The 23,021-nt window shown below is 71.0% G+C and carries 21 protein-coding genes; 13 read left to right on the top strand and 8 right to left on the bottom strand.

The features are described 5' to 3' along the window. Positions 1–10: 10 nt before the first annotated feature. From ACFTQE_RS07940 to ACFTQE_RS07950, 3 genes are all read right to left on the bottom strand, one after another. Positions 11–1,174, bottom strand: coding sequence for an ABC transporter ATP-binding protein (locus tag ACFTQE_RS07940; protein ID WP_376924559.1), 1,164 nt, complete (start codon positions 1,172–1,174; stop codon positions 11–13). Positions 1,175–1,368: 194 nt separating this feature from the next. Next, a complete protein-coding gene (locus ACFTQE_RS07945) occupies positions 1,369–2,781 on the bottom strand; it encodes a permease prefix domain 1-containing protein (RefSeq protein WP_376924535.1) in 1,413 nt (470 codons plus the stop codon). A 3-nt stretch (positions 2,782–2,784) separates the two neighbouring features. Beyond that, positions 2,785–3,153, bottom strand: a complete 369-nt coding sequence (locus ACFTQE_RS07950) for a PadR family transcriptional regulator (protein ID WP_376924536.1) — start codon at positions 3,151–3,153, stop codon at positions 2,785–2,787. Between the two features lie 262 nt (positions 3,154–3,415). Here ACFTQE_RS07950 and ACFTQE_RS07955 point away from each other — a divergent pair, with 262 nt between their 5' ends. The 10 genes from ACFTQE_RS07955 (at position 3,416) to ACFTQE_RS08000 (ending at position 14,943) form a co-directional block, all read left to right on the top strand. Continuing rightward, positions 3,416–4,447 (top strand): aldo/keto reductase, encoded by a 1,032-nt coding sequence (locus tag ACFTQE_RS07955; protein WP_376924537.1) that lies wholly within the window; start codon positions 3,416–3,418, stop codon positions 4,445–4,447. Next, complete coding sequence (locus ACFTQE_RS07960) at positions 4,444–5,922, top strand: NtaA/DmoA family FMN-dependent monooxygenase (RefSeq protein ID WP_376924538.1); 1,479 nt, start codon at positions 4,444–4,446, stop codon at positions 5,920–5,922. Before ACFTQE_RS07955 ends, ACFTQE_RS07960 begins: the two co-directional genes overlap by 4 nt. A gap of 10 nt (positions 5,923–5,932) precedes the next feature. Beyond that, the gene (locus ACFTQE_RS07965; RefSeq protein WP_376924539.1) at positions 5,933–7,369 is read left to right on the top strand and encodes an NtaA/DmoA family FMN-dependent monooxygenase; all 1,437 of its coding nucleotides are present in this window, start codon (positions 5,933–5,935) and stop codon (positions 7,367–7,369) included. Continuing rightward, the gene (locus tag ACFTQE_RS07970) at positions 7,366–8,268 is read left to right on the top strand and encodes an ABC transporter permease (RefSeq protein ID WP_376924540.1); all 903 of its coding nucleotides are present in this window, start codon (positions 7,366–7,368) and stop codon (positions 8,266–8,268) included. Before ACFTQE_RS07965 ends, ACFTQE_RS07970 begins: the two co-directional genes overlap by 4 nt. A 30-nt stretch (positions 8,269–8,298) precedes the next feature. Next, positions 8,299–9,351, top strand: a complete 1,053-nt coding sequence (locus ACFTQE_RS07975; RefSeq protein WP_376924541.1) for an ABC transporter substrate-binding protein — start codon at positions 8,299–8,301, stop codon at positions 9,349–9,351. Positions 9,352–9,379: 28 nt separating this feature from the next. Beyond that, entirely contained in the window at positions 9,380–10,132 is a 753-nt protein-coding gene (locus tag ACFTQE_RS07980) for an ABC transporter ATP-binding protein (RefSeq protein ID WP_376924542.1), read from the top strand. Beyond that, positions 10,129–10,950: a sulfurtransferase gene (locus ACFTQE_RS07985; protein WP_376924543.1), complete on the top strand. Its 822-nt coding sequence runs from the start codon at positions 10,129–10,131 to the stop codon at positions 10,948–10,950. The genes ACFTQE_RS07980 and ACFTQE_RS07985 overlap by 4 nt, the downstream gene beginning before the upstream one ends. 229 nt (positions 10,951–11,179) lie before the next feature. Then, the gene (gene aceA / locus ACFTQE_RS07990) at positions 11,180–12,502 is read left to right on the top strand and encodes an isocitrate lyase (RefSeq protein WP_376924544.1); all 1,323 of its coding nucleotides are present in this window, start codon (positions 11,180–11,182) and stop codon (positions 12,500–12,502) included. A gap of 37 nt (positions 12,503–12,539) precedes the next feature. Continuing rightward, positions 12,540–14,234 carry a malate synthase A gene (aceB, locus tag ACFTQE_RS07995; RefSeq protein WP_376924545.1) on the top strand — a complete coding sequence of 565 codons (1,695 nt, stop codon included), beginning with the start codon at positions 12,540–12,542 and terminating at the stop codon, positions 14,232–14,234. Between the two features lie 106 nt (positions 14,235–14,340). After that, the gene (locus tag ACFTQE_RS08000) at positions 14,341–14,943 is read left to right on the top strand and encodes a GNAT family N-acetyltransferase (RefSeq protein WP_376924546.1); all 603 of its coding nucleotides are present in this window, start codon (positions 14,341–14,343) and stop codon (positions 14,941–14,943) included. Positions 14,944–14,998: 55 nt separating this feature from the next. Here ACFTQE_RS08000 and ACFTQE_RS08005 read toward each other — a convergent pair whose 3' ends face one another. Continuing rightward, the gene (locus ACFTQE_RS08005; protein ID WP_376924547.1) at positions 14,999–16,366 is read right to left on the bottom strand and encodes an MFS transporter; all 1,368 of its coding nucleotides are present in this window, start codon (positions 16,364–16,366) and stop codon (positions 14,999–15,001) included. A 95-nt stretch (positions 16,367–16,461) separates the two neighbouring features. On the opposite strand from ACFTQE_RS08005, the gene ACFTQE_RS08010 reads away from it, so the two are divergent. After that, positions 16,462–17,421 carry a DUF5937 family protein gene (locus ACFTQE_RS08010; protein WP_376924548.1) on the top strand — a complete coding sequence of 320 codons (960 nt, stop codon included), beginning with the start codon at positions 16,462–16,464 and terminating at the stop codon, positions 17,419–17,421. Positions 17,422–17,424: 3 nt separating this feature from the next. Here ACFTQE_RS08010 and ACFTQE_RS08015 read toward each other — a convergent pair whose 3' ends face one another. Further along, on the bottom strand, positions 17,425–18,387 hold the full coding sequence (locus ACFTQE_RS08015) for an NADP-dependent oxidoreductase (protein ID WP_376924549.1): 963 nt from the start codon (positions 18,385–18,387) through the stop codon (positions 17,425–17,427). 100 nt (positions 18,388–18,487) lie between these two features. Here ACFTQE_RS08015 and ACFTQE_RS08020 point away from each other — a divergent pair, with 100 nt between their 5' ends. Continuing rightward, on the top strand, positions 18,488–19,150 hold the full coding sequence (locus tag ACFTQE_RS08020) for a Pr6Pr family membrane protein (RefSeq protein ID WP_376924550.1): 663 nt from the start codon (positions 18,488–18,490) through the stop codon (positions 19,148–19,150). A 13-nt stretch (positions 19,151–19,163) separates the two neighbouring features. Then, a complete protein-coding gene (locus ACFTQE_RS08025; protein WP_376924551.1) occupies positions 19,164–20,075 on the top strand; it encodes a capsular polysaccharide synthesis protein in 912 nt (303 codons plus the stop codon). Positions 20,076–20,090: 15 nt separating this feature from the next. Here ACFTQE_RS08025 and ACFTQE_RS08030 read toward each other — a convergent pair whose 3' ends face one another. The 3 genes from ACFTQE_RS08030 to ACFTQE_RS08040 all read right to left on the bottom strand — a co-directional run bounded on the left by ACFTQE_RS08030 (position 20,091) and on the right by ACFTQE_RS08040 (position 22,943). Next, complete coding sequence (locus tag ACFTQE_RS08030) at positions 20,091–20,891, bottom strand: hypothetical protein (protein WP_376924552.1); 801 nt, start codon at positions 20,889–20,891, stop codon at positions 20,091–20,093. An 82-nt stretch (positions 20,892–20,973) separates the two neighbouring features. Then, positions 20,974–21,498 (bottom strand): YqaJ viral recombinase family protein, encoded by a 525-nt coding sequence (locus tag ACFTQE_RS08035; protein WP_376924560.1) that lies wholly within the window; start codon positions 21,496–21,498, stop codon positions 20,974–20,976. Positions 21,499–21,755: 257 nt separating this feature from the next. Continuing rightward, entirely contained in the window at positions 21,756–22,943 is a 1,188-nt protein-coding gene (locus ACFTQE_RS08040) for an ROK family protein (protein ID WP_376924553.1), read from the bottom strand. Positions 22,944–23,021 lie beyond the last annotated feature (78 nt).

The following is a 23,021-nucleotide window of genomic DNA, read 5'->3' on the forward strand; positions in this document are numbered from 1 at the left end:
CTCCTCGAGCTCAGACGGTCGGCGGGGCGACGTAGCCGCTCGCGCTCGCCGCATCGTCGGCCGGGAAGAGGAGCACGCTCTCGGCTCGCCACGAGCAGACGACCGCGTCGCCGATGGCGAGCTGCGGCGCCTCGGGAGAGGGGCGGCGCGCGATGAGGCTCTGGTCGTCGCCGAGCTGCACGAGGTACTGCATCGTCTCGCCGAGGTGCGAGACGCCGATCAGTGTGCCACGGGCGGTGTTCCCGGCACCGGATGCATCGGCCGCGGCATCCGCTTCGATGCGCACGAACTCGGGACGCACGGCGGCGAGGCCGGCGCCGCCGTCGGGAAGCGCGGCGGCGGCGCCGCGCACGAGGGCGTGGGCCGAGTCGACGGTGGCGCCGCCCTCGACGACCGTGCCGCTGAAGAAGTTCTGCTGACCCACGAAGGCGGCGACGTAGGCCGAGGCGGGTCGGGCGTAGACCGTGTCGGCGTCGGCGAGCTGCTCGATGCGGCCGCCGCGCATGATCGCGATGCGATCGCTCATCGAGAGCGCCTCGCCCTGGTCGTGGGTGACGAAGACGAAGGTGATGCCGAGACGAGACTGCAGGAGCTTCAGTTCGAGCTGCATCTCCTCTCGCAGCTGCCGGTCGAGTGCGCCGAGCGGTTCATCGAGGAGCAGCACCGATGGACGGTTGACGAGGGCGCGGGCGAGCGCGACGCGCTGCTGCTGGCCGCCCGAGAGCTGCGTCGGCTTGCGGTCGGCGAAGCCGCGCATCTGGGCGAGGTCGAGTGCGTCGACGACCCGATCGCGGATCTCGGACTTCGGGGTGCGCTTCTGCTGCAGTCCGTAGGCCACGTTCTCGGCCACCGACATGTGCGGGAAGAGCGCGTACGCCTGGAACACGGTGTTGACGTCGCGGCGATACGGCGGCACGCCGAGCAGGGACCGACCCGAGACGCGGATGTCGCCGGCATCGGGCTCCTCGAAGCCCGCGATCATGCGAAGCGTCGTGGTCTTGCCGCAGCCCGACGGGCCGAGCAGCGAGATGAACTCTCCGGCCTCGATCGTGAGCGAGAGCCGGTCGACCGCCGTCGAATCGCCGTAGCGCTTGGTGACGGCGTCGATGACGACCGTTCCGGGAGCCTCTGCATCGGGCGATGCGGTGGTGGTCGCCCCCGCCTCGGTGGTCATTGCCGTCGTCACTGCTGGCACCTCTCTGTTCACCCGCGCACCATCACGCAGGAAGGCCCATTCAATCCGTGCGGCCCGGTGCGCGCAATGCGAGCGGGGGTGAACGGGACAAACCAGCGGGCGGGCGGCGCCCGCCCGACAGTCCGTCTGGAATTCGCGTCAGGATGCCCGCCGGGAGCCGGACGCGCCGCCGGTCACACGAAGCCGAACAGCGGCGGGAAGGCGAACACGATGATCGCCGCCCAGCCGACGTAGACCGGAAGGTAGCCGGTCTGCCAGCGTTCGACGACGCCGAACGGCACGCGCCGTTGCACGAAGCCCAGATGCAGCCAGGCGGCCCAGGCGAGGCTCGCGAGCAGGATGAGGTTCAGCCCGAGCGAGGCCGTCTTGTTCGCGCTCCACCCGAACTCTCCCGTGCGGACGACCATCGCGACGAGCACCACGAGATCGACGACGAGCGCAGCCGTGAGCATGAGCACCTGCAGCCGGTCGAACCATCCCGGCGGCAGGCCGGGATCGCGTGCGGAGATCGAGTACACGAGGAGGGCGACCGCGACCACCAGCACGAGGTCGAACGCGATGAGGAGGTCGCGACTGCCGTCGACGAGGTTCCACTGCATGACGGCCGCGATGATGAGGGCGAGCATCATGAGCGTGAAGAGCGGGGTGAACACCTTGGTGAGCACCGGGGCGATGTTCTCGATGACGCGCTGCTTCGCACCCACCAGCCAGGCCGAGACGAGCACCGCGCCCGCCGCGCCGCACGGCAGCACCCACTCCCCGACGAACGGCATCACGTCGATCCCGATCGAGGCGAAGACCGCGACCGTCAGTCCGCTCAGCGCGCCGCCGACGAGCGCGATGAGCACGTAGTAGACGAGCCACTCGCCGCTGAACCGCAGGAAGTCCATGCGCGTGCGGTCGCTGCGCCAGACGCCCCCGGCATCGACGACGCCGGTGACGAACCAGAGGGCGACGATCGCCCCGATCGTCGCGAGCACGGCGGTCGCGGAGTTCTGCGTCGCCACCGTGACGTTCGACGACCCGCCGACGAACGGATAGAGGTTCAGCGCGAGCGCGACCACGGCGAACACCGCGGCGATGCCGACGAGCGTGGTGAGCGGCGGGCGGCGCCGCCAGGCGAACCAGCCCGCGAGGAACGGCAGCACGAGCACCGAGATGTTCCGGAGGACGAGTTCGGGGTCGCCGGTGAGGACCTCGGTCGCCTTCACGGCGATTCCGGCGCCGACGCCGAGTGCGAGGGCGACGGGGAGGCCGTTCGCCCGTCGGGCGAAGGGGAGCATGCCGGCCGGGGCATCCACGCCGTCGATGCCCGCCGTCTCGGTGAGCACCAGCTGCTTCCAGAGCCGGCCGGAGTGCTCGGCGGCGTACTCCCGGGAGAGCTCGTCCATGCTGCCGAGTCGCTTGACCGCGATGAGGAACGCCTCGTCATCGGTGAGGCCGGCCGCGCCGAGGGCGTCGATCCGGTCGCGGAGGTGGGACTCGAGTTCGTCGACATCCCTGACGCTCAGGGTATCGCGGCGCTCCATCCAGTCGCGCCAGGATGCGATGAGCTCATCGAGGAGCGGACGCTGTTCCGTCGTCATCGTTCAGGCCAGCCCGAGTGCGATGCGCGGCTGTCGGTCGTCGGGGCCGCCGGGCCAGACCTGGTCGAGCACCCCGCCGACGATCGACCACTGCCGGCGCTGCTCGGCGAGCATCTCGGCGCCCTGGGGGCTGAGCCGGTAGTGCTTGCGCGGCCGGCCGGCCGACGACTGCCGCCACTCGGAATGCACATGGCCGAGTCGCTCGAGCCGGTGCAGCAGGGGGTAGAGCATGCCGTCGCTCCATTCGAGTTCGCCGCCCGAGAGCTCCGCGATGCGCTGCAGGATGGCGTAGCCATAGGATTCGCCGTCGGCGAGGATGCCGAGCACCACCGGTGTGGCGGCCGCGGCCACGAGGTCCTTGCCGATGCGCATGCGTGCTCCGATCGGTGTCGTGGGTGGATCCGGATTCCAGCTGCCGGGAAGCGGATACCTAGATCTGTTAGATACCTAGATCTGCAAGGTATCACCGAGTCCCGTTTCGCGCCACGATTCGTCATCGTGTGCGGTCACGCACCGACTTCTCAGGGCGGGTTCGACGCCGCGAGACGGTCGATCCTGACGAACTGTGAACGACGATGACCCGCCGCGTACCGTGGCCTGCACACGGGCCTGCGCTCGTCATAGCGTCACCGGCATGACACAGCACGGATTCAGGAACGTCGGCCGTTCGGGCCTCGTGGTCTCGGAGGTCGGCGTCGGCGCCAGCACCTTCGGTCGCACAGGCATGGCGGCCACCAGCCAGCGCGCCGCCGACGCCATCGTCGGACGTGCGCTCGAACTCGGCATCACCTACTTCGACGTCGCCGACGCCTACGGCGACACCCCCGGGCAGAGCGAATCGATCCTCGGCGCCGCACTCGGTTCCCGCCGCGACGAGGTCGTGATCGGGACGAAGTTCGGCGTGCCCGTTCGGGGACTCAACGGCGACGACTGGAGTGTCCGCGGGTCGCGACGATACATCCGCCGGGCCGTCGAGGGATCGCTGCGCCGCCTGCGCACCGACCATCTCGACCTCTACCAGATCCACCTCCCCGACCCCACGACGCCCATCGAGGAGACCCTCGGCGCGCTCGACGACCTCGTGCGCGAGGGCAAGATCCTCTACGCGGGCAGCTCGAACTTCGCGGCCTGGCAGGTGGCCGACGCCGAACACGTCGCACGGGCTGCGGGGTCGACGCGTTTCATCTCGGCGACGAACGAGTACAGCCTGCTGTGGCGCGAGCCCGAGGGCGAACTCCTGCCGGCGCTCGAGCACTACGGGGTCGGCTTCTTCCCGTACTTCCCGTTGCAGAACGGCCTGCTGACCGGCAAGTACCGAGCGGATGCCGCGCCCGTGGGCGCCAAGATCACCAACCTGAAGGCGCATCTGTTCGACCAGGCGCCCTGGGCGGCGCTCGAACGCTATCGCGACTTCGCCGTCGAACGCGGCGTCACCGAGACCGCGCTCGCGATCGGCTGGCTGCTCGCGCACTCGAGCGTCTCGAGCGTCATCGCCGGCGTGACCGGGCCGGAGCAGCTCGACGTGAACGTCGCCGCAGCGGCCTGGCGCCCGACGGCCGCCGAGGTCGAGGAGCTGTCGAGCATCCTGCCCGGCGATCTGAGCGGAGCGCCGGGGCGCGAGACCGGCGCCGTCGCCGCCACGACGGGTTCGGGGGCGGCGGCATGACCGGCCGGCAGCTCCACCTCGGCTACATGTACTGGGCGAACGGGACGCACCCGGCGGGTTGGCGCTACCCGGGCGCCGAGCACGCCCGGGCGTTCGATGCCGACTACATCGTCGAGCTCGCGCGCATCGCCGAGGCCGCGAAGTTCGACTTCTTCTTCTTCGGCGACCGGTTGGCCACGGGAGTCGAGTACGAGTTCACGAACACCTCCGTGATCGCTCGTATCGAGCCCTTCACGACCGCCGCCTACCTCGCGACGCTGACGAGCCGGATCGGCCTCGTGGTCACGGCGAACCCGACCTACTCGGAACCGTTCAACCTCGCCCGGCTGACCGCCTCACTCGACCACATCTCGCACGGACGTGCGTCGTGGAACATCGTGACGGGTGCCGACGGGCGCGCGGCCGACAACTACTCCCGTGACGAGCACGGGGATGCGAACACGCGCTACGACCGTGCCGACGAGTTCGTCGCCGTCGTGCGAGCGCTCTGGGACAGCTGGGAGGACGACGCCTTCATCCGCGACAAGGAGTCGGGCGCGTTCGTTGACGGCACGAAGGTGCATCGACTCGACCACGACGGCACGGCCTTCCAGGTGCGCGGACCGTTGAACGTCGCCCGCCCTCCTCAGGGGCACCCGGTGATCCTGCACGCGGGCACCTCCGACCGTTCGCGCGATCTGGGCGCGCGAGACGCCGACGTGCTCTTCGCCGCGGCCGCGACGATCGAGCAGGGGCTCGCGTATCGCGGGGACATCCGCCGGCGTGCGCTCGGCTTCGGGCGCAACCCCGACGACCTCGCCGTGCTGCCGGGGCTCACCCCGATCGTCGCCGAGACCACCGAGCGTGCTCGCCGGATCTACGACGAGCTGAACGCGCTCATCACGCTCGACGACGACCTCCGTTTCGGCGGGCGGGAGCCCGAGCACTGGGCGCCCGCCGACACGATCGGGCGGCGTGAGGACTACGGGCCCGGACTGCGCAACCTCGGTGCCCTGTCGCAGCGCCTCGGCTACGACGCGACCGGCCACGACCTCGACCATGCGGTGCCCGCGCACGCCGTCGACGCGTTCACGCCCGTCGGGCGGCAACTGGCGGGCGCCGTCGAGCGTCGCACCGGCCGCACGGTGGGCGGCGAACACCCCGCAACGTGGCGCGACCTGCTCTACGCGCACATCGTGACGGGGCCCCTCGTCGTCGGCAGCGCCGCCGAGGTCGCCGACTACATCGAGGAGTGGTTCAGGGCCGGAGCCTCCGACGGATTCAACATCCAGTCGGCCTTCCTCGTCGAGCAGCTGCACGCCTTCGTCGACCTCGTCGTGCCTGAGCTGCAGCGACGGGGGCTGTTCCGGAGCGACTACTCGGGAACGACGCTTCGCGATCACCTCGGCCTCGACCGCCCGGCGAACCCCTGGGCAACGGCTGCCGCCGACCCCACCGAGACCCCCGACACCGCCGCGATCGCGGCCGGAGCGTGAGGAGCGCGACATGACCAGCACCAGGCAACTGCACCTCGGCCTCATGTTCTGGGCGACCGGAACGCACACCGCCGGTTGGCGATACCCGGGATCGAAGGCCGACGGCGCCTACGACATCGGGTTCATCCAACAGGTCACGCGCATCGCCGAGGCGGCGAAGTTCGACTTCCTCTTCCTCGGCGACCGCCTCGCCACCGACGCGGCGCTGGCCGCGACCAACCCGGCGCAGATGAGTCGTCTCGAACCCTTCACGGCCGCCGCCGCGATCGCCGCCGCCACCGAGTCGATCGGCATCGTCGTGACCGCGAACCCCACGTACTCCGACCCCTACACGATCGCCCGGCTCACGGCCTCGCTCGACCACCTCAGTCGCGGCAGGGCATCGTGGAACCTGGTCACGGGTGCCGACGCCGCGGCGGCCGCGAACTTCAGTCGCGCAGAGCACTGGGACGCCGAGCGCCGATACGACTGGGCCGACGAGTTCGTCGACGTGGTCCGCGACCTCTGGGACAGCTGGGAGGACGGCGCGCTCGTGCGCGATCAGGCGAGCGGCCGCTACATCGACCCCGCGGCCGTGCACTCGATCGATCACGAGGGCGAGCACTTCCGCGTCGCGGGGCCGCTGAATGTCGTTCGCCCGCCGCAGGGGCAGGTCGTGCTCCTGCACGCCGGCACATCCGAGCGCTCGCGCGAACTCGCCGGTCGGGAGGCCGACGTCGTGTTCGCCGGGCAGTCGAACCTCGAGGACGCGCAGGAGTACTACGCCGACATCAAGGCCAGGGCCGCGAGCCACGGCAGGGGACCCGACGAGGTGCTCATCCTCCCGGGCCTCAGCGTGATCGTCGCGGAGACCGCGGCCGAGGCCGTCGTCGTCTACGACCGACTCAACGCGCTGCTCCCGCTCGACCCCGAAGAGGAGGTGGTCGACTCCGTGCGATTCGGCGGGCTCGGTCAGGGGCTCAAGCGCAATCTGGCCTCGGTGAGCCGGGTCATCGGCGTGGACGTCACGGGCAACGCGCTCGACGACGAGGTGCCGAGCTCGATCGCCGACGAGGTGAACGACGACGGATCGCGCATCCTCGCGCGCATCGCCGTGCTCACCCGACGCACCCTCGGCGGTGAAGACGATGACGGCGATGACGGCGGCGGGCGGATCACCTACCGCGACCTCATCGACGGCATCGCCCGGCAGGGCGCAGTCGTCGTCGGCGACCCGGTCGAGGTCGCCGACCACCTCCAGCTGTGGTTCGAGTCGGGCGCCGCCGACGGATTCAACATCTTCCCCGACTTCGTGCCGGGATCCGTCGACGCCTTCACCCGCCTGGTCGTGCCGGAGCTCCAGCGCCGCGGACTGTTCCGAACCGAATACGACGGCGGGACCTTCCGCGAGCACCTCGGGCTCGCCGTTCCGGCGAACCGGTTCGCGAGCGAGGAGGCCGCGAGATGAGCGCGGACACGGTGCAGGCGCCGCACCCTGCGACGGGCGCTCGCGAGCGGTCCGGGCGCGTCGCACCCGAGGCGCACGAGGGCACGGCATCACCGGCGACCCTCACCGCCGCCACCCGGCGACGCCGACGGCCGAGGCGCGTGCGCAGCGGCATCCTGATCGCGCAACTGCTCGTCGTGGCCGCGGGGCTCGCGCTCATGCAATGGGCGGTCGACTCGGGCACCGTGAAGACGCTCTACCTGGCATCGCCGACGCAGATCGTCGAGGCCTTCCCCGATCTGGTGGTCGAGGGGAACCTGTTCGGCAACCTGCTCGTGACCCTCTGGGAGGCCACGCTCGGCGTCGTGCTGGGCTTCGCCTTCGGCGTGGGCACCGGCGTGCTCATGGGCCTGTCGCGGGCGGTCGAGCAGTTCCTGCGGCCCTTCGTCTCGGCCGCGATGGCGGTGCCGAAGGTCACGATCATCCCGCTGCTGACGTTCTACATCGGCATCGGGATCGAACACAAGGTGGCGATCGTCTTCCTGTTCAGCTACTTCCTGTTCGTGTTCAACACGCTCGCAGGCATCCGGCAGGTCGACGCGAACCACCTGAAGATCGCACGCGTGAACCGAGCGAGCCAGTGGCAGACCGTGACCAAGGTCATCCTGCCGTCTGCGTCGCCGACGATCGTCGCCGCGCTGCGCATCGAAGCCGGAACAGCGCTCGTCGCCGCGCTCTTCGCCGAGATCATCGCCTCGAAGGCGGGGCTCGGCAACATGCTCAACACCGCCGTCGGCAAGTACGACACCCCGAGCATCTTCGGGCTCGTACTCGCCATCACGGTCTTCTCGGTACTCGTCATCGCCGCCGTCGACCTTCTCGAGAAGAAGGTCCTCTTGCGCTGGAAGTACATCCACTAGGTCCATCGAATGAACAACGGAAAGGGCACCATGTCACGCTCACACAGATCCTCCGCACTCGCCTCCCTGCTCGCCGCCGGTGCCGCCGTCGTCCTCGCAGCCGGGCTGAGCGGATGCGCCGGGACCGCCGAAGCCTCGAACGAGTCGCCGGAATCCGGGGCCGCGGTCGAGCGCAAGACGCTCGTGCTGCAGGACAGCACGAGCTACACGCAACTGCCGCTCCGTTTCGGGGTGGAGAAGGGCTTCTTCGACGACGAGGGCCTCGACGTCGAGTTCACCCAGGTGCAGGACGCCGTCACCGGCGTGGCCACCGGGGAGATCACGCTCGCCTTCGGCCCCACCTCGAACTATCTCCGAGCGGCAGCGCTCGGCTCGCCCATCAAGATCGTCTCGTCGGCGTTCCGCAGCAAGGGGCCGTTCTGGCTCATCGCCCGTGACGGCATCGACTCGGTCGAAGACCTCGCGGGCAAGACCATCAACAACGTGGCCGCGGGGTCGAGCATGGAGACCTATCTCGTCAAGATCCTCGAGGAGAGCGGCGTGAGCCGCGACGACGTGACGTTCGTGAACACGGGCACGGCCGACCAGGCCTACGGGTCGATCCTCGCCGGCACCGTCGATGCCTCGATCATCCACCAGCCCTTCCCGGCGCTCGGCGAGATCGAGGGCGAGACCACGACGCTCGCCCGCGGCTGGGACTTCCTGCCGAGCTACCACACGGGTGTGCTCATCGCCAGCGACGCGACGATCTCCGACGACCCCGAACTGCTCGAGCGTGCGCTCCGCGCGTACTTCACGACGTACACCTACACGAAGGAGCACTACGACGAGTACCTGCCGTGGCTGCAGGACCAGCTCGACACGATCGACCCCGAAGCGGTGGCGCAGGCGATCGAGGCGGAGGACGAGATCTGGGACAACAACCCCGACGTCGACTTCGATGCGATCGCCGACACGCAGGAGATCGAGATCGCCGTCGGCAACCAGGAGGAGGAGTACGACGCCGAGAAGTTCATCGACCTGCGGTTCATCCCCCAGGAGTTCGTGAAGCCCTTCTCCTCCCCAGAGCCGAAGGCGAAGTAGCGCGATGCCGAGGTTCGAGGTGGAGAACGTGTCCCAGCGGTATCCGGGATCCCCGCCGGTGACGGCGCTGCAGTCGATCGACCTCACGGTCGGCGAAGGCGAGTTCGTCGTGCTGCTGGGGCCGAGCGGATGCGGCAAGAGCACGCTGCTCGAGCTCCTCGCCGGGCTCCAGGAGCCGAGCGAGGGCGCGGTGCTCCTCGACGGAGCGCCGATCTCGGGATCGGATCGACGGGTGGGCGTGGCGTTCCAGGACGCCTCCCTGTTCCCGTGGCGCACCCTGCAGCAGAACGTCGAGGTCGGACTCGAGTTCCGGGGCGTCCCGGCCGCCGAGCGTCGTCGCCGGTCGCGAGCCCAGCTCGACGCCGTCGGCCTCGCCGGCTTCGAGCGGAAGTACCCGCACCAGCTGTCGGGCGGCATGCGCCAACGCGCCGGGATCGCCCGTGCGCTCGTGAGCGACCCCGAGGTGCTGCTCCTCGACGAGCCGTTCGGTGCCGTCGACCACCTCACCCGCATCACCCTGCAGGAGGAACTGCTGCACCTCTGGGAACAGCACCGCCGAACCGTCGTCTTCGTCACGCACGACGTCGGGGAGGCGGTCTTCCTCGCCGATCGCATCGTGCTGCTCTCACCGCGGCCCGGCCGCGTCTTCCGCGAGTTCGTGGTCGACGAACCGAGACCGCGAACGCGAGGCGAGGTGGGCCTGCTCGCACGGGAGGCGGAGGTCTACGCCGCGCTGCACGAGCTGAACCGCCTCGACGAAGCGGACGGGGTCGCGGCATGACCGGCTGGCGGAGTTCGTTCGTGGGCGTCGAGGCGCTCGCCGCCGACCTGGAGCGGGGCGAGCGGCCGATCCTGCTCGATGTGCGCTTCGACCCTCGGGTCGGGGCGTTGCCCGATGATTACACCGACGGGCATCTGCCGGGCGCGGTGTTCGTCGACCTGCCGGGCGAGCTCGCGGGCAGGCCGGCGGCCGGCACAGGGCGGTTCCCCCTGCCGGACCTCGCCGCGCTCCAGAGCGCGGCGAGGCGCTGGGGCATCCGCACGGACTCGGTCGTCGTCGCCTACGACGACCGGAGCGGCATCTCCGCGGCCCGTGCGGCCTGGGTGCTGCGCTGGGCCGGGTTCGAGCGCGTGCGCGTGCTCGACGGCGGCCTTCGCGCGTGGATCGCGGCCGGGCACGTCACGACTCGGGATCCGGTGCGGCCCGCGCCGGGCGACGTGGTGCTCGCGGGCGGCACGATCGCGCCGGTCGGGGCCGACGACGTCGCGCCGTTCGCAGAGCGCGGCGCCCTGCTCGATGCACGGGGCGCGCGTCAGTTCGCCGAGGGCCGGATCCCCTCTGCCGTGAGCCTTCCCGCCGCAGACCTGCTCGACGGGGACGGGGCGCTGCTGCCCGTCGACGAGGCACGCCGGCGCCTGATCGAGCTCGGGGTTCCGCTCGGGTCGCCGCTCGCCGTCTCGTGCGGCGCCGGTGTCGCGGCGACGTTCAACGCGCTCGTGCTCTCAGCGCTCGGCGAGGATGCCTCGGTGTACGTGGGCTCGTGGTCGGAGTGGACGGCCGACCCGGCCCGCCCCATCGAACGAAGCCTGGCCGGCTGAGGACTCCTGGCCGGCTGACGACTCCTCGCCGGCTGAGGACTCCTCGTCCGGCCACGGGGCGCGGGTTGTTCTACGGCGCAGAAGAACGGCGAAAGTTCACCCCCTGGATCGTGGGGGAGCGGGCGGTGGGCGGGCGCAGAGTGGATGCACAGCCACCCCGACGGCGTCGAGCGAGACGCCGGACGGAGCACCACGAAGCATCCGCCCGCTGCACCGAAGGAGCAACACCATGAGCACCGACCGCCCCGGCGACCAGACCCAGACCGCAGCCGAGCTGCAGCTCGAGTGGGACGCGAACCCGCGGTGGGATGACATCAGCCGCGACTACACCGCCGAAGACGTCATCGCCCTCCGCGGCCCCGTCCGCGAGGAGCGCACGCTCGCCCGTCGCGGCGCCGAGAAGCTCTGGCAGGACATCCAGCAGAACACCGGAACGGCGTTCGCCCCGCAGGAGGACCCGCAGTGGTCGGCCGCGCTCGGAGCCCTCACCGGCAACCAGGCCGTGCAGCAGGTGCGCGCAGGCCTGAAGGCGATCTACCTGAGCGGCTGGCAGGTCGCGGCCGACGCGAACCTCAGCGGCCAGACGTACCCCGACCAGTCGCTCTACCCCGCGAACTCGGTGCCGGCCGTCGTGCGCCGCATCAACAACGCGCTGCTGCGCGCCGGCCAGATCGAGCAGGGCACCGACGACCGCGACTGGATGGCCCCCATCGTCGCCGACGCCGAGGCCGGCTTCGGCGGCCCGCTGAACGCCTACGAGCTCATGCACCAGATGATCGAGGCCGGTGCGGCCGGCGTGCACTGGGAGGACCAGCTCGCGAGCGAGAAGAAGTGCGGCCACATGGGCGGCAAGGTGCTCGTGCCCACGTCGCAGCACATCCGCACGATCAACGCCGCACGCCTGGCAGCGGACGTCGCCGGCGTGCCGTCGATCATCATCGCCCGCACCGACGCCCTCGCGGCGACGCTGCTCACGAGCGACCACGACGAGCGCGACCAGCAGTTCGTCACGGGCGAGCGCACCGCCGAGGGCTTCTACGAGGTGCAGAACGGCATCGAGCCGGTCATCGCCCGCGGCCTCGCCTACGCCGAGTACGCCGACCTGCTCTGGGTCGAGTCGGCCGAGCCCGACCTCGACCTTGCACGCCGCTTCGCCGAGGCCGTGCACGCGAAGTTCCCGGGCAAGCGACTCTCGTACAACTGCTCGCCGAGCTTCAACTGGAAGCGCCACCTCGACGACGACCAGATCGCGAAGTTCCAGCGCGAGCTCGCGTCGATGGGCTACGCGTTCCAGTTCATCACCCTCGCGGGCTTCCACTCCCTGAACCACGGCATGTTCACGCTCGCGAAGGACTACAGCGAGCGTCACATGTCGGCCTACGTCGAGCTCCAGGAGGCGGAATTCGCCTCGGAGGCATCCGGCTACACCGCCACGCGCCACCAGCGCGAGGTGGGCACCGGCTACTTCGACCAGATCGCCACCGCGCTGAACCCCAACAGCGCAACCCTCGCCCTCGTCGGATCGACCGAGGAAGAACAGTTCAACCACTGACCCGCTCACGGGCTACGAACTCAGAGGAGCAACGACCATGAACACCACACCCAGCATGACGCTCGAACGAGGGCGAACGGATGCCGCATCCGCCCGCCGTCCCGAACCGAAGCCGGCCACCGGCAGCTTCCAGACCGTCGAACCGCGCATCGAGGTCACGGCACCGCTCGGCGAGCGGTACGACGAGATCCTGACCCCCGACGCGCTCGCCTTCCTCGCGGAGCTGCACGACCGCTTCGCCGGCACCCGGCACGAGCTGCTCGCCGTGCGCCTGCAGACCCGGGTCGACGCGGCGAACGGCCGCGACCCGAAGTTCCTGCCCGAGACCGAGTCGATCCGGAGCAACGCCGACTGGCGCGTCGCCGGTGCCGGACCTGGCCTTGAAGACCGCCGCGTCGAGATCACCGGCCCGACCGACCGCAAGATGGCCATCAACGCGCTGAACTCGGGCGCGAAGGTGTGGCTCGCCGACCAGGAGGACGCCACGAGCCCCACCTGGGCGAACGTCATCGAGGGCCAGCTGAGCCTCTTCGACGCGCTGCGCGACCGCCTCGAGTACACCAGCCCCGAGGGCAAGCAGTACCGCGTCACGGCCGAGCAGACGCCGACGATCGTGATGCGCCCGCGCGGCTGGCACCTCGTCGAGAAGCACCTGAAGTTCCACGACCGGGCGGGGCGTGCGATGCACGCCTCGGGTTCGCTCGTCGACTTCGGGCTCTACTTCTTCCACAACGCGCAGGCGCTCATCGCCGCCGGCCGCGGACCGTACTTCTACCTGCCGAAGCTCGAGTCGCACCGCGAGGCGAAGCTCTGGAACGACATCTTCGTCTTCGCGCAGAACCGGCTCGGCATCCCGCAGGGCACCGTGCGCGCGACGGTGCTCATCGAGACGATCCAGGCCGCGTTCCAGATGGACGAGATCCTCTACGAGTTGCGCGACCACTGCGCCGGGCTCAACGCCGGACGCTGGGACTACATCTTCTCGATCGTGAAGACGTTCCGCTCGCGCGGTCGCCGCTGGGTGTTCCCCGACCGCAAGCAGATCACGATGACGGTGCCGTTCATGCGGGCGTACACCGAGCTCCTCGTGCAGACGTGCCACAAGCGCGGGGCGCATGCCATCGGCGGCATGAGCGCGTTCATCCCGAACCGCCGCGACCCCGAGGTGACCGAGCGCGCGCTCGCCGCGGTCACGGCCGACAAGCGCCGCGAGGCCGGCGACGGCTTCGACGGCACGTGGGTGGCGCACCCCGACCTGATCCCCACCGCGCGTGCGGAGTTCGACGCCGTGCTCGGCGACCGGCCGAACCAGGTCGACCGCCTCCGCGACGACGTGCACGTGACGGCCGCCGAGCTGCTCGACATCCCGTCGATCGGCGGGGAGGTCACCGAGGGCGGCGTGCGGGGCAACATCTCGATCGCGATCCGCTACATCGAGTCGTGGCTGCGCGGCACGGGCGCCGCGGCGATCGACAACCTCATGGAGGACGCGGCGACGGCCGAGATCTCGCGCTCGCAGATCTGGCAGTGGCTGAACGAGAACACGATCACCGCCGAGGGCACGCGCATCGACCAGACCTCGATCGTGCGGCTCATGGCGGAGGCCGTCGCCGCGTTGCCGCGCTTCGAGGGCGACCGCTTCGACGACGCCATCTCGGTGTTCCGCAGCGTCGCGCTCGAGCCCGAGTTCCCGACCTTCCTCACTGTCGGCGCGTACGCGCGCTTCCTCTGAGTCGGGGCCCGAAGGGGCCGCCACGACCGCATCCGGTGATCCCGGAGGTGCCTCGGTCGTAGCGGCCCCTTCGTCGCGCGCACGCCGTCTGCCAGAATCGGTGCTCGTGACCCAGTCGACCGCCTCCACCGTTCGCATCCGACCTGCAGCCATGGCGGATGCCGCCGCGCTCTCGTCGCTCGCCGCCGCGACGTTCCCGCTCGCGTGCCCGCCGCACACGACGCCCGAGGCGATCGCCGACTTCATCGCGCGCAACTTCGGCGTCGACCACTTCGAGGGCTACCTCGCCGACCCCGAGCGGATCCTGCTCGTGGCGGAGCCGGCGGCCGAGGCGGCGGCCGGTGCCCTCGACGCGGACGACGAGCACGGCCTCCTCGGCTACACGATGCTCGTCGGCGGCGAGCCGGCCGACGCCGACGCGGCGCGCGCCGTCGCGGTTCGACCGGCGATAGAGCTCAGCAAGGTCTACGTGCTCGCCGGTTCGCACGGGACGGGCACGGGCGCCGCCCTCATGCGTGCCTCGCTCGACGCGGCGCGCGCGGCCGGCGCGGCGACGGCGTGGCTCGGCGTCAACGAGGAGAACGCCCGGGCGATCGCGTTCTACGAGCGCCACGGGTTCGCGAAGGTCGGCGACAAGCACTTCGTGGTCGGCGGCCGGGTCGAGGACGACTGGGTCATGGAGCATCGGTTCGCCGAGCAGACCCCGTAGCCCGGCAGCTCCTCCCGCGGACGCAGTCGGTCGATGCGGCGTGCGGCGTGCGTCGCTATGCCGCCGAGGTCGCGCCGGTCGCGCTCGTTGCCGCGGCGGCTGCGGCCGCCGTGCGGGCGGCCCGCCGAGCGAGCCACCAGGTGCCGAGCCCCGAGGCGAGGAAGATCGCGGCGAGCACGACCCAGCCCGAGAAGCCGTGCGAGATCGCGGTCGCGTTGACGACGAGCGGGGCCGCGAGCGCGCCGACCGTGTAGCCCATGCCGAACACGCCCTGGTAGCTGCCCGCCTGCACCGGGTCGGCGAGCTCGAAGCTGAGGCCCCAGCCGCCGGCCTGCGAGAGCACCTCGGCGAAGGCGTGCACGATGGCGGCGGCGACGAGCACGGTGATGGCGAAGCCGATCGGGAGCCCCGCCGCCGAGGCGTACACGAGGCACGCGGCAGCCATGAGCCAGGCCGCGATGCCCGACACCCGTGCCGCGACGCGAAGGTCGTGGGTGCCGCGCGAGAGCGGCACCTGGAAGATCACGACGATGACGGTGTTGAGGATGAGCAGTGCCGCGACGACCGCTTCGGGCGCCGTGGTCTCCCGGGCGATCCAGAGCGGCACGCCGAGCTCGGCGACGCCGAACTGCATGCCGAACACGGCGCTGAGCGCGGTGAGCACGAGGTAGCGGGGGTCGCGCCACGGGGAGTGCCGACGCCAGGCCCGCTTCTCGGCGGCGGCCGCCTCGGCGCTCGCCTCGGCGTCGACCGAACCGGTCTCGGTCGTCACGGGCGCAGCAGGCCTCCGCGCCGGAGCATCGACGGTCGACGGCAGTCGAACGAGCTGGATGAGGCCGAGCAGGTAGAGCACGCCGGCGCCCGCGATGAGCACGCGGTAGGCCTCGGCCGTGCCGATCGCGAGGGCGAGGGCGCCGAATCCCGAGCCGACGGCGATGGCGACGTTCGTGACGGCGCGGAGCACGGCGCGGGCGTGCACGCGGCTCTCGCCCGTGAAGGCCCGGGCGATGATCGCCGAGCGCGTCGAGTTGGCACCCTGCTCGAACAGGCCGCAGACGACGGCGATCACGAGTGCCGTGACGAAGTCGCCCGCGAAGACGTAGGCGATGAGGGCGACGCCCTCGATGGTCGTGAAGAGGATGATGAGGCGCCGGGAGCTGTACCGGTCGGCGAGCCATCCGCCGCCGAGGGCTGCGATCACGCCTGCGGCGCTGGCAGCCGAGAGCACGATCGCGACCTCGTGCGGCGCGAGGCCGACGATGAACGTGAAGTAGAGCACCGTCACGGTCAGGAAGATGCCGCGGCCCACGCGCGAGATCATGGTCGCGCCGACGAGGATGCGCAGCACCGGATCCGAGACGGATGCCGCGATGCGGGCGATGAGCGACGGCTTGCCCGGGTGCTCGGGGTCGATCGTCGGCACGGTTCCGGTGTCAGGTGTCGCGGGGGAGGTAGGGCTCACTCGTACAGTTCTGGCAGATCGGTCGGACGCGAGAAATTGATGTAGCGTTACGCTTCATGTTGCGATATGTGCTCAACGAGGGCGACGTCGCCGCCGTGCGGTTCGGCATCTCCCCGCTCTGCGAGCTGGGCCTGTCGCTGCGCGCGATCGACGACCCGGCGCGGTTCCCGCTGCAGCTCCCGTGGCTGCGTCGCACCGAGGCGGCACGCGCCGACCTCGACGTCGAGGCGCTCGACGGCCTCATCGACGATCGGCTGTGGACCCCCGACTTCCTGAACCCCCGGCCCGAGTCGCCGCTCACCCGGCTCGACGACGAGTTCGAGCAGCTGCTGGCGACCCCGGCCGAGACGTTCATCGGCGACCTCGTCGCGGTGCACGGCCACGTGCCCGCGGTGTTCGAGGGATCGCCGCGGGTCGCCGTCCGTCGTATCGTGCGCGCCCTCCAGGAGCTCTGGGACGCCTCGTTCGCCCCGTACTGGCCGCGCATGCGCGCCGTGCTCGAGGCGGACGTCGTGCATCGCGGCCGCCAGATCGCGCAGAGCGGCCTGTCGACGATGCTGAACGGCATCTCGTCGACGGTCGACTACGAGGGCGGCGTCGTCTCGGTGCGACTGCGCGACCCGGCTGATCGGGTGCAGCCGATCGACGGCCTCGGGCTCACCCTCGTGCCGACCATGTTCACGCGCCGCGGATCGGCGCCGGTCGGAGACGGGCCGCCGATGATCATGTACCCGGCGCGCGGGCAGGGCGCGCTCTGGGAGAACGAGCGCGTCGCGAACCCCGCGGCGGTCGCCGCGATCCTCGGCGAGACGCGGGCGAGCCTCCTCTCCGCGCTCGGCGACCCCGCCTCGTCGACCGAGCTGGGCGTGCGCTTCGGGGTCACGCCGTCGGCCGTCAACCAGCACCTGCGCGCGCTGCGCGATGCCGGGCTGCTCGTGTCGACGAGGTACGGCCACAGCGTGCTGTACCTCAGGAGCGAGCTCGGCAGCGCCCTCCTCGACGCGCGTGCGGGCTGAGGGTCACGCCGGATCGGGGATGACCCGCAGCACGATCTTGCCGCGCACGTGCCCGGCCTCGAGCAGTCGGTGCGCCGCCGCGCCCTCCTCGAGCGGGAACTCGCGCTCGACGTGCACGCGAACGGCGCCGTCGTCGATCAGGCGCGTGATCACCGAGAGGGTCCGGGCGTCGGGTGCGACGGTGTAGCCGGTCGAGCGGATGCCCCGAGCCGCAGCCTCCTCGGCCATGGTCGGCCAGGCGCCCGTGGGCACCGTCACGATCAGCCCGCCCTGGCGGAGCGAATCGAGCGAACGGGTGCCCGTGGCATCCGTCACGTTGCCGATCAGGTCGATGACGACGTCCTGATCGGTCGCGACCTCCTCGAATCGCTCGGCCGTGTAGTCGATGACCCGCCGGGCGCCGAGGTCGCGCAGGAAGTCGGCGTTGCGCGCAGAACCCGTGGTCGTGACGACCGCGCCGAAGTAGGCGGCGAACTGCACCGCGAAGTGGCCGACGCCGCCGGCCCCGGCGTGGATCAGCACGCGCTGCCCGTCGTGCACCCGCGCCGTGTCGACGACGGCGCCCCACGCGGTGAGGGCGGCGAGCGGCACGGCGGCCGCCTCGGCGAACGAGAGCGTCGCGGGCATGCGGGTGAGGCTCATCGAGCTCACCGAGATGAGTTCGGCGTAGCTGCCGCCGAGCCTCGGCACGCGCCCCATGCCGTAGACCCGGTCGCCGGGCTGGAGCGGATGCGCCGAGTAGGGAACCGACTCGACGACCCCGGCGAAGTCGCCCCCGAGCACCGCCGGGTACGAGGGGATCGCCCGGGAGACTCCGCGCCCCGACCGGGTCTTCGCATCGATCGGGTTCACGCCGGCCGCGACGACCCGCACGACGACCTCGTCGCTGATGCGGATGGGGTCGGGCACCTCGGCGATGTGGAGCTCATCGGCTCCGCCCGTCTGATCGATCACCAATGCCCGCATCGACACACCCTCCCGAGATTGCACTTCGCACCGTACCCGTCCTCGCTATGATCGCACCGACCGCCGAGTCTCCGGTGGCGAGCACACCACGGGGGAGCGGATGCGGACCGTCTGGGGCATCATCAGGATCGCGGCGGCCGCCGGCATCATCACCGCGATCGTCGCGCAGTTCGCGAAGAGCCTCTCGATGGTGCCGGACCCGGCGCTCTTCGTGATCAACTTCCTGAGCTTCTTCACGATCCTCTCGAATGCGCTCTCGGCGATCGTGCTGCTGATCGGCGCCTGGTACGCGTTCCGCTCGCCGAACGACCCGGACTGGTTCAACCTCGCCCGGGCCTCGGTCGTGACGTACATGGCGACGACGTTCGTCGTCTACAACCTGCTGCTGCGCGACATCTCGCTCGACCAGGCGACGACCCTGCCGTGGTCGAACGAGATCCTCCACGTCTGGGCTCCGCTCTACGTCGTGCTCGACTGGGTGCTCGCACCGGGGCGCCGACCGATCGCGTGGAAGCGCATCTGGACCATCGCGATCGTGCCGATCGTCTGGGTGGTCTACACGATGATCCGCGGCGCGGTCATCGGCTGGTACCCGTACCCGTTCCTCGACCCCGCCATCGAGCCGGGTGTCGGCTACGACGGGGTCACGGTCTACGTGATCGCGATCGCCGCGTTCATCCTGCTCGTGGGTGCGGGCATCATCGGCATCAGCCGAGCCGGCTGGCCGTACCGAGCAGTCTCCGAGGAGGCGGCACCGGCGTGAGCCGGGGCGAGCGATGACGGGCGTCTCGAACCGCGACGCGACCGATCCGCTCGGTCGGCTTCGCGTGCAGCTGCGCCGTGCGCAGGAGTACTTCGCTCCGACGATCGATCCGGCGGCATCGGCGCGGGCAGCGTTCGAGGCGCGCGCGTTCGTCGAGTCGCACCTCGCCGATCTCCAGGCGCAGGCCGACGCGGCCGTCGACCGCACCGTGATGCTCGAGGGCGAGTCGCTCCCTGTCTGGAGCTACTGGGACGGCCCGGAGGCGAGCGCGCCGCCGCTCGTGCGGGCCTGCCTCGCCCAGTTGCGGCGCGTGCACCCCGAGGCGCGCGTGCTCGACGCCGAGACCGTCGCCGAGGTCGTGCGGCTTCCCGCGATCGTCGAGGAGCGGCTGGCGCACCGACCGGCGCAGCGCTCCGACCTCATCCGCGTGTCGCTGCTCGAACGGCACGGCGGCATCTGGGTCGATGCGACGGCGTTCGTGCCCGAGCCGCTGACGCCGAAGGTCGAGCCGCTGCTCGATGCCGGTTCGTTCTACCTCCGCTGGGCGGCCAACGAGATCTCGAACTGGTTCATCGTCGCGCGGCCGGGCAACCGGCTCATCGCCCTGCAGCGCGCCGCACTCGAGGCCTGGTGGCGCGAGCGCGACGAGCTGCCCGACTACTTCCTGTACCACCGGCTGTTCACGGCGATCGTCTCGCTCGACGCCGGAGCCCGGCGCATCGCTCGCGAGATGCCGAGGCGCAGCACCCTTCCGAGCCATCTGCTCCAGCTCGCGATGCTGCGGCCGTACGACGCCGACGAGGTCGCCCTCATCCTCGGCGCGGCGCCGGTGCAGAAGCTCAGCTACAAGTACGACCCCGACGCGGTGCCGGCCGGGTCCATCCTCGACCGGCTGCTCGCCGGCGAACTCCTGCCGCCGCGCTGAGCTCCGCGGGCGGGGTCAGGCGCGCGTGTGCTGGAGCCAGCGTGCGATGCCCTCGCGCAGCAGCGCCGTCTGCACCGGCAGCCCGTCGTCACGGGCGGGCAGCTCGACGAGGGGCGCCTTGAGGCCGGCGGCCCACCGCTCGGCGAGGGCGTAGGGGTGCACGGGGTCGCGCGGCGCCCCGATGACGAGCGAGCGGATGCCGCGGGCCTCCAGCTCGGCGAGCTCGGCGTCGTCGCGGAACGCGCGGTTGCGCGGGATCTCGACGAGGCGCATCGCCCGGCGTGCGGCGTCGGGGGCGATGAACTGCGTCAGCAGGCCGCGGCCGGCAGCGGGCGATGCCGCAACGACATGCTGGAAGATCGCCCGCTCGCGGAACTCGTCGGCGCCCGCAGGGCCGGCGTCGGCGAGGATCTGGCCGATGACCGGGAAGACGCGCAGGTGGTCGGGCAGTGACCGGTCGCTGAACGACGGCCGCACGAACACCGCGCGTTCGATGGGCAGGAGGTCGTCGAGCGCGATGCGGAGGGCGAGCGCGGCGCCGAGCGAGATGCCCACGATCGTCAGCGGAGCGGATGCCTCGGGCGAGGGCCCGCCCGCATCCTCGATCGCCTCCCGCACCGCTGCGGCGACCTCCACCGCGAGCCGGTCGAAGCCGAAGTCGGCCGGGTCGCCGACGCTGAGGAACCCGCCGTGCGCGCGGATGTCGGGGGCGACGATGAGCTCGTCGGCGCCGACCGCGGCGTGCACCGCGGGCGTGAACAGGTCGAGCGGCTGGCGTCGATCGGCGCCGAGGCCGTGCAGGAGAACGGTCGTCATCTGGGGGAACCTCCCGGCAGTGGGGAACGCGGGGGCTGTGCGCGGTCGTGCTGATGGTGCATCGTGCGACGGGGTTCGGGCATCACGTGCGTCGTCCGCCGAGCTCGGCGATGAGCTCGTCGGCCAGCCTCACGAGGATCGCGATCTGGTCGTCGTCGCGATCGACCCAACGGTACTCGGGCTCGTCGCGAATGGGAATGAAGTCGTCGTGCTGCTCCCACACCACGAGCGTGCGCTCGGCGCCGAGCACGTACTGCTGCCACCACACCTGGCGGAGATAGCCGCGGGGGATGCCGCGCCAGGCGCGGGAGGTGGTCTTGATCTCGCAGAGCTCGAGCACGCCGGTGGGCGTCACCCGCAGGCCGTCGGGCGTTGCGAGGTGGCGGCGCTCGAACTCGGCGTGGAAGAGCAGGCTCGACGGCTCGATGTCGTGCGTGCGGCGCGCCCACTCGGCGATGACGGGCTCGCGCTCCTTGCCGTGATCGGTGTACCGGCTGCCGCCGAACGAGCTGCCGTTGCGCTTCTCCCATGCCGCGGAGCGCACCGAGGCGAAGGAGGCGAGCTTCGCGGCATCCGTCGCGGTGATGCCGCGGGAGCGGGCCCGCAGCCAGGCGACCCGGTCGCTCGAATCGGCGACGACACGCGAATGGCATGGATGCCGCGGGCGCTCGTCGACCGCGACGGCCGTGGCCGCACCCTCGAGATCGAAGCGGGCGAACGACGGATGCCGCGGGCGCTCGTCGACCGCGACCGCCGTCGCCGCACCTTCGAGATCGAAGAGGGCGAAGGGGGTGTCGGGCACCCCTCGAGCGTACCCCTCCGGCCTGTCAGCGAGCCGAGGCGGCCGCGCGTGTGCGCGGTCGGTCAGCGCGCGGCGAGCGCGTCGATGCCCTCGGGTGAGAGCACGTGGTGGATCGCGAGCATGCTCGCTCCGAGCACCGCGGCGTTCTCGGCGGCGGCCGACTGCACGATCGCGAGGTGCTCGGTGGCGAGCGGCATCGAGCGGGTGTACACGACCTCGCGGACGCCGGCGATGAGGTGCTCGCCGGCCCTCGCCATCGAGCCGCCGATCGCGACGACCGAGGGGTTGACGAGGCTCACGCAGGCGGTCAGCACCTCGCCGATGTCGCGGCCGGCCTGTCGGACGGCCTGGATCGCGTCGATGTCGCCGCGCTTGACGAGTTCGACGACATCGTTGCTCGTGTTCGCCTCGATGCCCTGCTCGCGCAGTGCACGGGCGATCGCCGGGCCCGAGGCGAGGGCCTCGAGGCATCCGCGGTTGCCGCAGTGGCAGGGCACGTCGCTGCCGCGCGCGACCCGCACGTGGCCGATGTCGCCGGCGATGCCCTGGGCTCCGCGCTGCAGGAGCCCGCCCGAAATGATGCCCGAGCCGATGCCCGTCGCGACCTTCACGAACATGAGGTGCTCGACCTGCGGCCACGCGAGCGCGCGCTCGCCGAGCGCCATGATGTTCACGTCGTTGTCGACGAGCACGGGCACCTCGAGGTGCTGCTGCACCCAGCCGGGCACGTCGAATCGGTCCCATCCGGGCATGATCGGCGGATTGACCGGGCGCCCCGAGGAGTGCTCGACCGGGCCAGGCACGCCGATGCCGATCGCGGCGAGGTCGCGGCGTTCCCGGCCGAGGCCGTCGATGAGGGTGAGGCCCATCTCGACCATGCGGCCGAGCACGGCCTCCGGACCCTGCGCGATGTCGAGGTGCTCGCCCTGTTCGGCGAGCACGGTGCCGGTGAGGTCGGTGACGGCGACGGTCGCGTGGGAGGCACCGAGGTCGGCGGCGAGCACGATCCTCGCGGCGGGGTTCAGGGCGAACTGCGACGGCGGCCTGCCGCCGGTCGAGGCGGCGTCGGCCACCGGGGAGACGAGGCCGAGTTCCATGAGCTCGTCGACGCGAGCGGCGATGGTCGAGCGTGCGAGTCCGGTGCTCGCCGCGAGCGAGGCGCGGGTGCGCGGAGCACCGTCGCGGAGCAACTGGAAGAGTTCGCTCGCCCCCGAGGCGCCGAGTGCCGAGCCTCGGCTGATGTCGACCATGCACTGAGTAAAGCACACCACCTTCCCGTGTCGTTGAATCTCGAAGATGTAACGACTCCGGCAACTTTTGACGAAGGA

The organism is Agromyces sp. NPDC056965 (assembly GCF_042673425.1).
Classification (GTDB): domain Bacteria; phylum Actinomycetota; class Actinomycetes; order Actinomycetales; family Microbacteriaceae; genus Agromyces.